This window comes from Rhizobium sp. TRM96647, assembly GCF_025780115.1.
Lineage (GTDB): Bacteria > Pseudomonadota > Alphaproteobacteria > Rhizobiales > Rhizobiaceae > Mycoplana.
The window spans coordinates 111,200-125,085 of sequence record NZ_JAOXHF010000007.1 but is presented as its reverse complement, the minus strand read 5'-3'; the positions used below and the strand labels follow the sequence as shown (position 1 = coordinate 125,085).

General features: G+C 64.6%; 14 protein-coding genes. 4 read left to right on the top strand and 10 right to left on the bottom strand.

The window, feature by feature from the left end:
- Nucleotides 1-12 precede the first annotated feature (12 nt).
- From OCK02_RS14720 to OCK02_RS14680, 9 genes are all read right to left on the bottom strand, one after another.
- The gene (locus OCK02_RS14720) at nucleotides 13-1,854 is read right to left on the bottom strand and encodes an ATP-binding protein (RefSeq protein ID WP_263813717.1); all 1,842 of its coding nucleotides are present in this window, start codon (nucleotides 1,852-1,854) and stop codon (nucleotides 13-15) included.
- Nucleotides 1,855-2,038: 184 nt separating this feature from the next.
- On the bottom strand, nucleotides 2,039-2,431 hold the full coding sequence (gene sufA, locus OCK02_RS14715) for a Fe-S cluster assembly scaffold SufA (protein WP_230805363.1): 393 nt from the start codon (nucleotides 2,429-2,431) through the stop codon (nucleotides 2,039-2,041).
- A 99-nt stretch (nucleotides 2,432-2,530) separates the two neighbouring features.
- Nucleotides 2,531-2,911, bottom strand: a complete 381-nt coding sequence (locus OCK02_RS14710) for an SUF system Fe-S cluster assembly protein (protein ID WP_263813716.1) — start codon at nucleotides 2,909-2,911, stop codon at nucleotides 2,531-2,533.
- A 10-nt stretch (nucleotides 2,912-2,921) separates the two neighbouring features.
- Entirely contained in the window at nucleotides 2,922-4,163 is a 1,242-nt protein-coding gene (locus OCK02_RS14705) for a cysteine desulfurase (RefSeq protein WP_263813715.1), read from the bottom strand.
- 13 nt (nucleotides 4,164-4,176) lie between these two features.
- A complete protein-coding gene (sufD, locus tag OCK02_RS14700; RefSeq protein ID WP_263813714.1) occupies nucleotides 4,177-5,451 on the bottom strand; it encodes a Fe-S cluster assembly protein SufD in 1,275 nt (424 codons plus the stop codon).
- A gap of 19 nt (nucleotides 5,452-5,470) precedes the next feature.
- Nucleotides 5,471-6,226 carry a Fe-S cluster assembly ATPase SufC gene (gene sufC, locus OCK02_RS14695; RefSeq protein WP_263813713.1) on the bottom strand — a complete coding sequence of 252 codons (756 nt, stop codon included), beginning with the start codon at nucleotides 6,224-6,226 and terminating at the stop codon, nucleotides 5,471-5,473.
- A gap of 204 nt (nucleotides 6,227-6,430) precedes the next feature.
- Entirely contained in the window at nucleotides 6,431-6,772 is a 342-nt protein-coding gene (locus tag OCK02_RS14690; RefSeq protein ID WP_263813712.1) for a GIY-YIG nuclease family protein, read from the bottom strand.
- Nucleotides 6,773-6,931: 159 nt separating this feature from the next.
- Nucleotides 6,932-8,401, bottom strand: coding sequence for a Fe-S cluster assembly protein SufB (sufB, locus tag OCK02_RS14685; protein WP_263813711.1), 1,470 nt, complete (start codon nucleotides 8,399-8,401; stop codon nucleotides 6,932-6,934).
- A gap of 135 nt (nucleotides 8,402-8,536) precedes the next feature.
- Complete coding sequence (locus OCK02_RS14680; RefSeq protein WP_263813710.1) at nucleotides 8,537-9,706, bottom strand: cysteine desulfurase family protein; 1,170 nt, start codon at nucleotides 9,704-9,706, stop codon at nucleotides 8,537-8,539.
- A 219-nt stretch (nucleotides 9,707-9,925) separates the two neighbouring features.
- Here OCK02_RS14680 and OCK02_RS14675 point away from each other — a divergent pair, with 219 nt between their 5' ends.
- The 3 genes from OCK02_RS14675 (at nucleotide 9,926) to OCK02_RS14665 (ending at nucleotide 11,277) form a co-directional block, all read left to right on the top strand.
- On the top strand, nucleotides 9,926-10,603 hold the full coding sequence (locus OCK02_RS14675; protein ID WP_230805350.1) for an alpha/beta hydrolase: 678 nt from the start codon (nucleotides 9,926-9,928) through the stop codon (nucleotides 10,601-10,603).
- Nucleotides 10,604-10,732: 129 nt separating this feature from the next.
- On the top strand, nucleotides 10,733-10,984 hold the full coding sequence (locus OCK02_RS14670; protein WP_263813709.1) for a type II toxin-antitoxin system ParD family antitoxin: 252 nt from the start codon (nucleotides 10,733-10,735) through the stop codon (nucleotides 10,982-10,984).
- A 2-nt stretch (nucleotides 10,985-10,986) separates the two neighbouring features.
- Complete coding sequence (locus OCK02_RS14665) at nucleotides 10,987-11,277, top strand: type II toxin-antitoxin system RelE/ParE family toxin (protein ID WP_263813708.1); 291 nt, start codon at nucleotides 10,987-10,989, stop codon at nucleotides 11,275-11,277.
- 23 nt (nucleotides 11,278-11,300) lie between these two features.
- Here OCK02_RS14665 and OCK02_RS14660 read toward each other — a convergent pair whose 3' ends face one another.
- Nucleotides 11,301-12,434 carry an anhydro-N-acetylmuramic acid kinase gene (locus tag OCK02_RS14660; protein ID WP_263813707.1) on the bottom strand — a complete coding sequence of 378 codons (1,134 nt, stop codon included), beginning with the start codon at nucleotides 12,432-12,434 and terminating at the stop codon, nucleotides 11,301-11,303.
- A 100-nt stretch (nucleotides 12,435-12,534) separates the two neighbouring features.
- Between OCK02_RS14660 and tyrS the strand changes: the two genes are divergently transcribed.
- Nucleotides 12,535-13,788, top strand: coding sequence for a tyrosine--tRNA ligase (gene tyrS, locus OCK02_RS14655; protein ID WP_263813706.1), 1,254 nt, complete (start codon nucleotides 12,535-12,537; stop codon nucleotides 13,786-13,788).
- Nucleotides 13,789-13,886 lie beyond the last annotated feature (98 nt).

The window sequence follows — 13,886 nt, the reverse complement described above, 5'->3', positions numbered from 1 at the left end:
ACTGACGAATCGTCAAGCCTGCGGCAATGTCACCACGAAGCGGGCGCCACCGCGGTAGCTCGTGTCGAGAAGAATGCTGCCGGAATGGCTTTCGACGATCCGCTTGGCCAGCGCCAGCCCGATGCCGGTGCCGCCATAGTGTTTTTCGTCCTGGTGCAGCCGCTGGAACAGCCCGAACACGGCTTCGGCGTGCTTCGGATCGATGCCGATCCCCTCGTCTTCGACGACGAGCCGTACGCCGTCGGCCGTCGTCTCGCCATAGATCCGCACCCGCGGCGCCCGGTCGGGATGGCGATACTTGATGGCATTGCCGATCAGGTTCTGCATCAGCCGCCGCAAGAGTTCCGGGTCGCCATGGGCGGAAGGCAGCGGCATGACGTCGATCTCGGCCTTCGTCTCGCGAACGTGGTCCGCCAGCACCGTCATCGCGTCACCGACGACGGCATCGAGGCAGACCGGTTCCACCTGCCGGATGCTGTAGGCGATCTGCGCATATTCCAGCAGGCGCTCGACCAGCCGCTGCATGCGCCGGGCCGCCTGCCGCACATAGTCGGCATGCAGCGCGAGCTCGTCCAGTTCGCCCCGCTCCACATCCTCGGCGATCATCTCGGCGAAGGAGGCGATGTGCCTGATCGGCGCCTTCAGGTCGTGCGACACCGTCGCCGTGAACTGGTTCAGCGCCTCGTTCTTCCTCTGCAGTTCGAGCGCCTGTTCCTCCAGCCGCTCGTGCTGTCGCCAGGTTTCGGTCACGTCGCGACCGACCGCGACGAATTCCACCGGCTGCGTCCCCTCGAAGGTCGCGGTCGCGATCCACAGGATCGAGCGTTCCTCGCCCTGCGCATTGTGCATCCTGAACTCGCCCGTCAGGATCGGAACCTCCGGGGTGATCCGCATGAGCGCCCTGAGGCCGGCCGCATGGTTCGCGTCCTCCTCAATCTCCTTCAGGCCCCGCCCGATCAGCGCCTCCGGCGTCGTGCCGCGAAAGCTGGCATATGGCTCGTTGCAGAAGCGGATGATCAGGTCCTTGTCGGCACGCACGATCTGGTCCGGCAGGAGCCGCAGCAATTCCGCATACTGGCGCTGCCTTGCGTCGAGCTCCTGCTCGATGGTCTTCAGGTCGGTGACGTCGATCCGCAGCCCGATCACCTCGCCGCTGTCGGTCGCATGGCACTCCGCGCGGATCCAACGCCCGTCGCCCGTCGCAAAGATCGTCGGCAGCCCGCTCTGCTCGCGATGTTGGGCCAGGCGCGCCTGTACCGTGGCCTCGGCCTCCGGGGTGCCTTCCACGACGCCCTTGTAGATGCCTTCCCTGACATTGGCCCTCAGAATGCTTTCCAGCGTGACGCCGACGCGCACGGCATGCTTTGCGGCACCGCAGCTGTCGCGAAACGCACGGTTGAAGACGACCACCCTTTCGTTGCGGTCGAAGATCACGACGCCCTCGGGAATCTTGTCCAGCGCCGAATAGATCCGGCTGCCGAGCATGACCTGTTCGCCATGGCTGCCGCCGGTGGCGAGGCTTCGCAACAGGAGCGCATAGCCGCCCGCCCGATCGGCGCCGTCGAGCGCGATCACATGCGCGGACGCCTCGAACTCGGACCCGTCCGCCCGGCAGAACGGCATGACATGGCTGTGGCCGCGGCCGGAGACGGCAAGGCCCTGCAGCAGTTGCGCTGCGTCGTCACTGCGCAGCACCGCGGGCAGCGTCTCGTGCGCGCCCCCCTTGCCCTCCCAGCCGAACGTGCGGCGTCCGGCCTCGTTGAGAAAGAAGCGCGTAGCCTCGCGGTCCGTGACGATGACCGGGAAGGGCAGCAGTTCGTAGAGCGATTCGGAAAAATCACGAGGCGATTGCATGCCGTTGAAACCACCTCCGATATCGTCGACACAGCGCAAGAAAAGCGCGTCGCTACCGGGCGGTCAAGGGCATGCATGCGGTCTGGTCGCAAGGATTGCGCCGGCAGGTCCGGCCATGGCGCCTCCGCCACCGGCACGTCCGCCCCATTTCAGGCAAAAGTCCCGGGATCCGGAACCTGAGCCCTCAGCCGACCCGCACCGTCGCGCCGCCGGCAGCCGCCAGCGCCGCCAGGTCGGCGGGCTTCAGCTCGACGGATTCGCCGCAGCCGCAGGCGGATGTCTGGTTGGGGTTGTTGAAGGTGAAGCCGGAGCGCAGCGTCGTCACCTCGAAATCCATCTGCGTGCCAAGCAGGTAGAGCACCGCCTCCGGGGCCACCCAGACGCGGGCGCCGGCATGCTCGACGAGATCGTCCTTGGCGTTCGGTTCGGTGACGAGATCGACGGAATATTCCATCCCCGCGCAGCCGCCCTTCTTGATGCCGACGCGGATGCCCCTGGCGTCGCCGCCGGCATTGTCCACGATCGCCTTGACCCGATCGGCGGCGGCATCGGTGAGCGTCATGATTGCAAAGGCCATGGGCCGTTCTCCTTCGCCGGCCGGGTTCAAGGCCCGGCGGCTTCCGAATCCAATGTAGTGGGGGCCGTCGGCGCGATCAATAGCGCCAGGCCGATCCCGTCAGTACCAGCCGACGGCGACCTGCGCCTCTTCCGACATGCGGTCCGGCGTCCACGGCGGATCGAACACCATCCTGACCTCGACGCCGGAAACGCCCTCGACGGCGCCGACCGCGTTCTCCACCCAGCCCGGCATCTCGCCGGCGACCGGGCAGCCGGGCGCCGTCAGCGTCATGTCGATCTTCACCATCCGGTCGTCCTCGATGTCGATCTTGTAGATCAGGCCGAGTTCGAAGATATCGGCCGGGATTTCCGGATCGTAGACGGTCTTCAGCGCGCCAATGACATCGTCCGACAGGCGCGCCAGTTCCTCCGCCGGGATGGCGGACGTGACGATCCCCTCGCGGGCATCGACCTTGTCATCGGTGGCATCGACAGACATTTCCAACTCCTCAGGCGAAGAACTTGCGGGCATGGTCGAGCGCGTCGGCCAGGATATCCACCTCGGCACGCGTATTGTACATGCCGAACGATGCCCGGCATGTGGAGGTCACCCCGAAGCGTTTCAAGAGCGGCTGGGCGCAATGGGTACCGGCGCGCACCGCCACCCCTGCCCGGTCGATCACCATCGAGACGTCGTGGGAATGGATACCCTCGAGTTCGAAGGCGAAGATCGAGCCCTTGCCGGGTGCCGTGCCGAAGACGCGCAGCGAATTGACCGACGACAACCGTTCGAGCGCATAGGCGGCCAGGTCCGCCTCGTGTGCGGCGATCGCCGCGCGTCCGATTTTGTCCATGTAGTCGAGCGCGTAGCCAAGCCCGATCGCCTGCACGATCGGCGGCGTGCCGGCCTCGAAGCGGTGCGGCGGGTCGTTATAGGTGACGATGTCCTCGGTCACCTCCACGATCATCTCGCCGCCGCCCTGGAACGGCCGCATCTCGCGCAGCCGCTCCTTCTTGCCGTAGAGTACGCCGATGCCGGAGGGACCGTAGAGCTTGTGGCCGGTCATCACGTACCAGTCGCAGTCGATGTCCTGCACGTCGACCGGCAGGTGCACGGCCCCTTGCGAGCCGTCGACCAGCACCGGGATGCCGCGCTCGCGGGCGATCCTGCAGATCTCCTTGACCGGCACGATCGTGCCGAGCGCGTTCGACATATGCGTGATCGCGATCAGCTTCGTCTTGTCCGTCAGGCACTTGACGAAGTCCTCGACATGGAAGGCACCGCTGTCGTCCACCGGTGCCCAGACAAGCTTCGCCCCCTGCCGCTCGCGAATGAAATGCCAGGGCACGATGTTGGAATGGTGCTCCATGATCGAGAGCACGATCTCGTCGCCCTCGCCGATATGGGGCATGCCGTAGCCATAGGCGACCGTATTGATCGCCTCGGTCGAGGACTTGGTGAAGACGATGTCGTCGACCGACGGCGCGTTGAGGAAGCGGCGCACCTTCTCGCGCGCGGCCTCGTAGGCCTCGGTCGCGGCGTTGGAGAGAAAATGCAGGCCGCGGTGGACGTTGGCGTATTCGTTCGAATAGGCCTCCGAGATCGCGTCGATCACCACCTGCGGCTTCTGCGCCGAGGCGCCGTTGTCGAGATAGACCAGCGGTTTGCCGTAGACCTGTCGCGACAGGATCGGAAAGTCCCGCCGGATGGCCTCGACGTCATAGGCGGAAACCTGCTTGATCTGGTTCATCTCGGCAATCCCATCACGCGTGCTTTTCCAGCCAGTCGGAGATCACGCCTTCCAGCGCCTCGACCAGCGTTTCGTCTTCCAGTTCCTCGACGATCTCGGCGACGAAGGCATTGACCAGCATGGCACGGGCCCGGTTTTCCGGAATGCCGCGCGCCATCAGGTAGAACAACTGGGTGTGGTCGATGTCGATCACAGTCGCGCCATGGCCGCACTGGACGTCGTCGGCGAAAATCTCCAGCTCCGGCTTGGCGGAAAACTCCGCATCGTCGGAAAGAAGAAGCGTGTTGCACGACATCTTCGCGTCCGTCTTCTGCGCATCCTGGGCGACGCAGATCTGTCCCTGGAACACGCCGCGGGCGCGGTCGAGCACGACGTTGCGGATCACTTCGGTGGACGTCGTGTGCGGAACGTCGTGGCCGACGGTGAAGGTCACGTCAGTGTGGCTCTCGCCGCCGAGCAGGTTGATGCCGCGCAGCGTCAGGTCGGCACCCTCGCCGGTCACGCCGATATGGATCTCCTGCCGCACGAGCTTGCCGCCGCCGTTGATGACATAGAGCCTGAGCTTCGCATCGGCGCCGAGTTCGGCCTTGAACTGCGCCAGATGCGTATCGGCCTCGCCTTCGGACTGGAAGATGATCCAGGTGACCTCGGCGCCGTCGGCGAGCGTCACCTCGGTAACGGAGGTGACGAGCGCCGCCGCCTCGCCCACGGCCAGGTGCCGTTCGATTACGGTCGCCTTCGAGCCCGCGCCGAAGCGGACCGGGAAGCGGGTATTGACCTGGCCGCAGTTCTGCACCGACTGGATCTCGATCGGCCCCTCGACAACGAGCCCGTCTTCGAAATCGATCGAAAGCCCGTCGCGGACGAAGGAGCCGTTGATCCGGCCGATCACGTCGTCGCTGTCACGGGCGACGAGATCGGTCGCGGCCGAACCGTCGAGCAGCGCCTCGCCGTAGGAACGGACGGTGATGCCTTCCTGCATCACGCGGGCATGTGCCTTGCCGTTGACGACCGACAGCACCGCCGAGCCCGGCACGATCGGATCGACGCGGCCGGCATCGGCGCCCCGCACGAAGGCCGGCACGGCCCTGAGCAACGCCTTGAGGTCGGTATAGTGCCAGGCCTCGACGCGGCGGGTCGGCAGTCCGGCCTTCTTCAGGTCGCTGAGCAGCGTGTCGCGGGCGAGCAAGGTCGCGCCGTCGCCGGGGAGATCGCCCAGCTGCTCGTTGTAGATGTCGACCAGCGCCGCTTCCGCCGCCGTCAACTTGATCCCTGCTTGCATGTTCATGGATCGCGTCCTTCCCGGCTCAGGCGGCTGCCTCGATAATGTCGGCATAGCCATTGGCTTCGAGTTCGTGCGCCAGCGTCTTGTCGCCCGACTTGATCACCTGGCCCTTGTAGAGCACGTGGACGGTGTCCGGCACGATGTAGTCGAGCAGGCGCTGGTAGTGGGTGATGACGATGACCGAGCGATCGGGCGAGCGCAGCGCGTTGACGCCGTCGGCGACGATCTTCAGCGCGTCGATGTCGAGGCCGCTGTCGGTCTCGTCGAGCACGCAGAGCTTCGGTTCCAGCAACGCCATCTGCAGGATTTCGGCACGCTTCTTCTCGCCGCCGGAGAAGCCGACGTTGAGCGGCCGGCGCAGCATTTCCGGCGAGATCTGCAGCTCGTTGGCCGCTTCCTTGACCCGGCGCATGAAGTCCGGCGTCGTCAGCTCGTCCTCGCCGCGCGCCTTGCGCTGCTCGTTCATGGCCACCTTCAGGAACTGCATGGTGGCGACGCCCGGGATCTCGACCGGATACTGGAACGCCAGGAAGATACCCTTGGCAGCGCGCTCGGCCGGATCGAGCTCGAGGATGCTCTCGCCGTTATAAAGGATGTCGCCCTCGGTGACCTCGTAGTCCTCGCGGCCCGACAGGATGTAGGACAGCGTCGACTTGCCCGAGCCGTTCGGCCCCATGATCGCGGCCACCTCGCCGTCGTTGACGATCAGGTTCAGACCGCGAATGATCTCGGTGCCGTCCTCGGCGATGCGTGCGTGCAGGTTCTTGATTTCAAGCATTTCCAATTCCTTCAGCAGGCCAGTGGCGACCCAACGATCGAGCCAGCGGCAGTCTCATACACTCACAAATTGCCGCTCCAGATCCTCGGGACAAGCCCGAGGATGACGCTGGTGGGCACGGCCGACACAGCCGCCTCCGAACGGAAATTCATCACCCCGGAGCCACCGTCATCCTCGGGCTTGTCCCGAGGATCTGACCACGTCTCAGTTATAGTCGTCCCACATGCGAGTGCCTCGATGCGGACGATAGACATTGTCCATTTCTCCAACCTGCTCGAACAGATCCATCCAGGTGGGATTGAACTCTTCGATCAGCTTCATCTTCCATTCCCGCCGATACCGCTTCAGCGACTTTTCCCGCTGGATCGCCAGAACGATGTTCGGATGCCGTTCGAACCACACCAGCTTTTCTACTCCGTACTTCGAGGTGAACCCTTCGTGCACGTGATTGCGATGCTCCCAGATCCGCCCCTGCAAATCCGAAGTCACGCCCGTATAGATGACGCCGCGAGGGCGATGGCTCATCATGTATACGAAGCCCGTCAATCACGCCTCCGCAGGTCACTCCTTACAACGTTCCCTCACTCCGTCATCCTCGGGCTTGTCCCGAGGATCTGACCACGTCTCGCCACTCGAATCGCTTCCGCACCGAAGCCATTGCCCCGGATCCTCGGGACAAGCCCGAGGATGACGACGTGCCGAGCCTCAGCCGACCGAGCCTTCCAGCGAGATGCTGATCAGCTTCTGCGCTTCGACGGCGAATTCCATCGGCAGTTCCTGGATCACTTCCTTGACGAAGCCGTTGACGATCAGCGCGATCGCCGCCTCTTCCGGGATGCCGCGCTGCAGGCAATAGAACAGCTGGTCCTCGGAGATCTTCGACGTCGTCGCCTCGTGCTCGAACTGCGCCGAGGAATTCTTCGCCTCGATATAGGGCACGGTGTGCGCGCCGCAGCGGTCGCCGATCAGGAGCGAATCGCACTGGGTGAAGTTGCGCGCGTTCTCCGCCTTGCGGTGGGTCGAGACCTGACCGCGATAGGTGTTCTGCGATACGCCGGCGGCAATGCCCTTCGAGATGATGCGGCTCGACGTGTTCTTGCCGAGATGGATCATCTTGGTGCCGCTGTCGATCTGCTGGTGACCGTTCGACACCGCGATCGAGTAGAACTCGCCGCGCGAACCGTCGCCGCGCAGGATGCAGGACGGGTACTTCCAGGTGATCGCCGAGCCGGTCTCGACCTGCGTCCACGAGATCTTGGAGTTCTTGCCGCGGCAGTCGCCACGCTTGGTGACGAAGTTGTAGATGCCGCCCTTGCCGTCCTTGTCGCCCGGATACCAGTTCTGGACGGTGGAGTACTTGATCTCGGCATCGTCGAGCGCGACGAGTTCCACGACCGCCGCATGCAGCTGGTTCTCGTCGCGCTGCGGCGCGGTGCAGCCCTCGAGGTAGGACACGTAGGCGCCTTCCTCGGCGATGATCAGCGTGCGCTCGAACTGGCCGGTGTTCTTCTCGTTGATGCGGAAATAGGTCGAAAGCTCCATCGGGCAGCGAACGCCCTTCGGCACGAACACGAACGAACCGTCGGTGAAGACCGCCGAATTCAGCGTCGCATAGAAGTTGTCGGTCGTGGGCACGACGGAGCCGAGATACTTCTTCACCAGGTCCGGATGCTCGCGGATCGCCTCCGAGATCGACATGAAGATCACGCCGGCCTTCTTCAGCTCTTCCTTGAAGGTGGTGACGACGGAGACGGAATCGAACACGGCATCGACGGCGATCTTCGACGTCTGGACGCCGGCCAGGATCTCCTGCTCGCGCAGCGGAATGCCGAGCTTCTCGTAGGTCTTGAGGATCTCCGGATCGACCTCGTCGATCGACTTCGGCCCCGCCTGGTTCTTCGGCGCGGCGTAGTAGTAGAGGTCGTTGAAATCGATCTTCGGATAGTCGACACGTGCCCAGGTCGGTTCCTCGAGCGTCAGCCAGCGGCGATAGGCCTCCAGCCGCCACTCCAGCATCCAGTCGGGCTCGCTCTTCTTGGCCGAGATGAAGCGGATGATGTCCTCGGAAAGGCCCTTCGGCGCCTTCTCCATCTCGATCGTCGTCTCGAAGCCGTATTTGTACTGGTCGACGTCTATCAGACGGACCTGATCGATCGTTTCCTGCACAGCAGGCATGTCGTTCTCCAATCTCGCCGGATCCAAGGTCCGGCAGCTTGTCAACGTGTGGCGGGTATCCGCCGGTTATGTAGGCGCCAGAAGGAGCTTTTCACACCTTTTGGCAAGCAGAAACTTGTGTTTCCGCAACTTTCGTCAGGCGGCCGCGACATCGCGTCGCCGCCGCCCCGCAATGCGTCCGAACGCCTCGAGGAAGCGCTCCACCTCGGCTTCCGACGTCTCGGGCCCGAGCGAGACGCGCAACGCCCCGAGCCCGGCGTCGAAACCCATCGCCGTCAGCACGTGGCTCGCGCCCACCTTGCCCGACGAGCATGCCGATCCTGCGGAAAGCGCGATGCCCTCGAGGTCGAAGGCGATCTGCCCCGTTTCCGCCTTCAGTCCCGGTAGACTGAAAAAGGTCGTGTTGCACAGGCGCGAAACGTCGCGGCCGTGGATGACGACGTCGGCGGCGATCTCGGCCATCCGCGCCTCCATCCGGTCGCGCAGGCGCGCGATCTGTCCAACGCGCTCCGCCATCCCGTCAAGTGCCGCGCGCGCCGCCGCCGCAAACCCCGCGATCGCGGCCGCGTTCTCCGTGCCGGAACGGTGGCCCTTCTCCTGCCCGCCGCCATGGATCAGCGGCCGCGGCATCAGCACCTCGCCACGCGACACCAGCGCGCCGGCCCCCTTCGGCCCGCCCAGCTTGTGCGCCGACAGGATCAGGAAGTCGGCATCGAGCCCGGCCATCGACAGCGGCAGCCGGCCGGCCCCCTGCACGGCATCGACCACCAGAAGCCCGCCGCGCTTGTGCACGATCGCCGCCGCCTCGGCCACCGGCTGGACGATGCCGGTCTCGTTGTTGGCGAGCATCAGGGCGACCATCGGCAGGCCGGACGCGGTATCGTGGGCGTCGAGCAAGGCCTCCAGCGCCGCAAGATCGACGACGCCCGCCGGCGTCACCGCGATCTCCGTGCCCTGGTCGGCGGCGAACCTGCCGCCCTCGCGCACCGCCGGATGCTCGATCGCCGAGACATAGAGACGGCCGATCGAAAGCGGCGTGCGGCCCATGCGGAATTCCGGCGTCAACACCGTATTGGCCGCCTCGGTCGCGCCGCTGGTGAAGGTGACGTGCGCAGCCTCCGCCCCGGTGAGGGCCGCGATGTCGCGCCGCGCCGCATCGATCAGCGCCCGCGCCGCCCGGCCCTCGCCGTGGACGGAGGACGGGTTGCCGTCGAGCTCGAGCGCGGCCAGCACGGCTTGGCGGGCGGCAGCCGAAAGCGGCGCCGTCGCGTTCCAGTCCAGATATGTCCTCACCCTCGCAGGCATGATCGATAAGGCTCCGATAGCGTCTTAAGCAGTGCGGCGAGCATTTTCCTTGAAATTTCCGCCGGGCTTGCCGTATGAGACGAACCTCAGGCACGCAGACAGCGTAGCAAAGTTTCGAACGGTTCTAAACTGGTTTCTAGAAAAGCTGACTGGTTTCGTCAAGACTTCCAGCGCCATCGAAACGGTTTTTGATCCTCAAAAGAACGTCTCGGAGTACGAATGCCCGAAATCATCTTCAACGGACCCGCCGGTCGCCTCGAAGGCCGCTACCAGCCTTCCAAGCAGAAGAACGCTCCGATCGCGATCATCCTGCACCCGCACCCGCAGTTCGGCGGCACGATGAACAACCAGATCGTCTACCAGTTGTTCTACATGTTCCAGAAGCGCGGCTTCACCACGCTGCGCTTCAATTTCCGCGGTATCGGCCGCAGCCAGGGCGAATTCGACCACGGCGCCGGCGAGCTTTCCGATGCCGCCTCCGCGCTCGACTGGGTGCAGAGCCTGCATCCGGATTCCAAGAGCTGCTGGGTCGCCGGCTACTCCTTCGGCGCCTGGATCGGCATGCAGCTTCTGATGCGCCGGCCGGAGATCGAAGGCTTCATGTCGATCGCGCCGCAGCCAAACATCTACGACTTCTCCTTCCTCGCCCCCTGCCCCTCCTCCGGCCTGATCATCAACGGAGATTCGGACAAGGTCGCCCCCGAGAAGGACGTCAACGGGCTCGTCGAGAAGCTGAAGGCGCAGAAGGGCATCCTGATCACCCACAAGACCGTCCCCGGCGCCAACCACTTCTTCAACGGCCAGACGGAGACCCTGATGGCCGAATGCGAGGACTACCTCGACCGCCGCCTCGCCGGCGAACTGACCCCGGAGCCTGCCGCCAAGCGGATCAGGTAGAGCGCTCAATTCAATCGGACCTGTCATGCGACCGCCGGAGAAATCCGGCGGTTTTTCGTTTCCTGGGCGCACATTGAGCAGGCGAGCCAAATGGACTATCTTTCCGTGGACCAATTGCGGGAAGTCCTGATGACCAAGCATACCATCGCTCTGCCGGAACCGATTGCCGAGTATGTCGGCAGACGCTTGGCAGACGGTCACTACGCATCTCTGAGTGAGTATCTTGCAGACCTCGTCGCCAAGGAAATGGCCGAGCGGGAAGCCGCGGTCGAACAGTTGCGGGAACTTCTGGACGAGGCGGAAGACAGCGGCGTCAGCGAGCGCGGGCTCGACGAAGTTCTCGAATTCGCGCGTTCCGGCAGCAGAAGAACGGTACGCTGAGGTTGAAGGCCCTCCGGTTCACACGGATGGCTGAAGACGATCTCGCGGCAGCTTATGACTATACGGTCGCGAATTTTGGCACTGCGCAATGGGTTTCCTATGAACGCAGTCTGAAGACGGCGCTTGCCGATCTTCCGCACCATCCCGCACTCGGAATCGACTTTTATGCCGTTCGCCCGAATGTCCGACGGCTCATTCATCGCGGCCACGCGATCTACTACCGCATCGAGTTCGACCATATCCTTGTGCTGCGCATACTCGGCATACGACAGGATCCCGGACGCCATCTCTGACGATCTTTCCTGATTGCCGGTGATCACGCTGGGGCTGCGCGACGCACCACCACCCCACCCGTAACAGCCGCCTTCACACCCGTGGTCCCGGGAAACGTCAGCGGCAGCCCGTCCAGCGCACGCACCGCCAGATAGGCCCAGGCTTCCGCTTCCAAGTTGTCGCCATCCAGTCCCGCGTCCTCCGCCGGGATCACCCGCGCCCCCTGCTCGCCCGCAAGGTCGCCGAGGTCGCCCATGATGGCCTTGTTCAGCCGCCCCCCGCCGCAGACCACGTAAGTCTTTGGAAGCTGCGGCAAATGTCCGGCGGACTTCAGGATGGCGGCGGCCGTGACATGGGCCAGCGTCCGCGCGCCGTCCTCCAGCGTCGCGTCCCCGCCTGCCGGCGGAGCAAAATCGTTGCGGTCGAGCGAACGCCGCACGGCCGCGGTGAAGAAGGGATGGTCGAGATAGCGGGCGGCAAGGCCGGCGACGATCCGGCCTTCGCTGGCGATCATCCCGCCCTGATCGAAGGGAATGCCGGCTTGCGCCTCGACCCACTGGTCGATCAGCGTGTTGCCCGGCCCGCTGTCGAAGGCGGCGATCCCGCCGTCCGCGCCGACATAGGTCAGGTTCGAAATTCCGCCGATATTCACAAAGACGACCGGAAAGGCGCAGCCATCAGGCAGGTTGCGGGCGAGCGCCGCATGATAGACGGGAATGAGCGGCGCGCCCTGCCCGCCATGGGCCATGTCGTTCGCCCGCATGTCGTAGACGATGTCGATGCCGGTCTCACGTGCAAGCAGCCCCCCGTCGCCGAGTTGCACCGTCAGGCCCTCATCGGGCCGGTGCAGCACCGTCTGCCCGTGGAAGCCGATCACGTCGATATCGGCCTTCCTCAGCTCTTTGGCATCGAGGAACGACGCGACGGCCGCCGCATGGCGCAGCGTCAGTTCGCGCTCGACCTCTGCAAGATCGCCCGGCCGATCCTGCCTGCGCCCGATCGCCTTCGCCGTCTCCAGCGCCGCCTGAAGCCGCTTGCGGAAGGCGGGATCGTAGGCGAGGCCCATCGCCGGTCCCCGCTCGACGGCACCCTCGCCGTCCGTCTTCACGAGCGCGACGTCGACGCCGTCCATGCTGGTGCCGCTCATCAATCCGATCGCGGTTCGTATGCGTCCCATGGCGAAAATCCAGAATCACTTTTGGAGTGATTATGCGCAAAAACAGTGCTAGATGCCCCGCCATTCGTTCGCTTATCTCCCCCTGCAAGAGAGAAGACCAATGTCGGGTTTCAAGTCAGATTTCCTCCGCACGCTCAGCGAGCGCGGTTTCATCCACCAGATCTCGGATGAGACCGGCCTCGATGACCTGCTCTGCAAGGAGACCGTGACGGCCTATATCGGCTTCGACCCGACCGCGCCGAGCCTGCATGCCGGCGGCCTGATCCAGATCATGATGCTGCACTGGCTGCAGCAGACCGGCCACCGCGCGATTTCGCTGATGGGCGGCGGCACCGGCATGGTCGGTGACCCCTCCTTCAAGGACGAGGCGCGCCAACTGATGACGCCGGAGACGATCGCCGCCAACATCGCCTCGATCAAGAAGGTGTTCTCCAGCTACCTGACCTACGGCGACGGTCCGAAGGACGCGCTGATGATCAACAATGCCGACTGGCTGCTCGGCATCAACTACCTCGAATTCCTGCGCGACGTCGGCCGCCATTTCTCGGTCAACCGCATGCTGTCCTTCGACAGCGTCAAGACGCGGCTCGACCGCGAGCAGTCGCTGTCCTTCCTCGAATTCAACTACATGATCCTGCAGGCCTACGACTTCGTCGAGCTGAACAGGCGTACCGGCACGCGCCTGCAGATGGGCGGTTCCGACCAGTGGGGCAACATCATCAACGGCATCGACCTCGGCCACCGCATGGGCACGCCGCAGCTCTACGCGCTGACCTCGCCGTTGCTGACGACCGCCTCGGGGGCCAAGATGGGTAAGTCGGTCAATGGTGCCGTCTGGCTGAACCCGGACATGCTGTCGGCCTATGATTTCTGGCAGTACTGGCGCAACACCGAGGACGCCGACGTCTCCCGCTTCCTCAAGCTCTACACGACGCTGCCGATGGACGAGATCGCCAGGCTCTCGGCGCTCGGCGGCTCGGAGATCAACGAGGTCAAGAAGATCCTCGCCACCGAGATCACCGCCATGCTGCACGGCCGCGAGAATGCCGAGCAGGCGGCGGAGACGGCGCGCAAGACCTTCGAGGAAGGCGCGCTTTCCGAAAACCTGCCATCGGTCGAGGTGCCGATGGCGGAGCTCGAAGCCGGAATCGGCCTCCTGTCGCTGATCGTCCGCGCCGGCCTCGCCGCCTCCAACGGCGAAGCGCGCCGGCATGTGCAGGGCGGCGCCGTCAGGATCAACGACAAGGCCGTCAACGACGAGCGCATGACGATCGGCTCCGGCGAGGTGACGGCCGACGGCGTCGTCAAACTGTCGCTCGGCAAGAAGAAGCACATGCTGGTGCGGCCCGCCTGAGGCGGGCTATTCGGCAAGCAAGCCGCCAGTTCCCTCTTCTCCCCATTGGGGAGAAGGTGGCCTGAAGGCCGGATGAGGGGGCGCCGCGACCTCGAAGT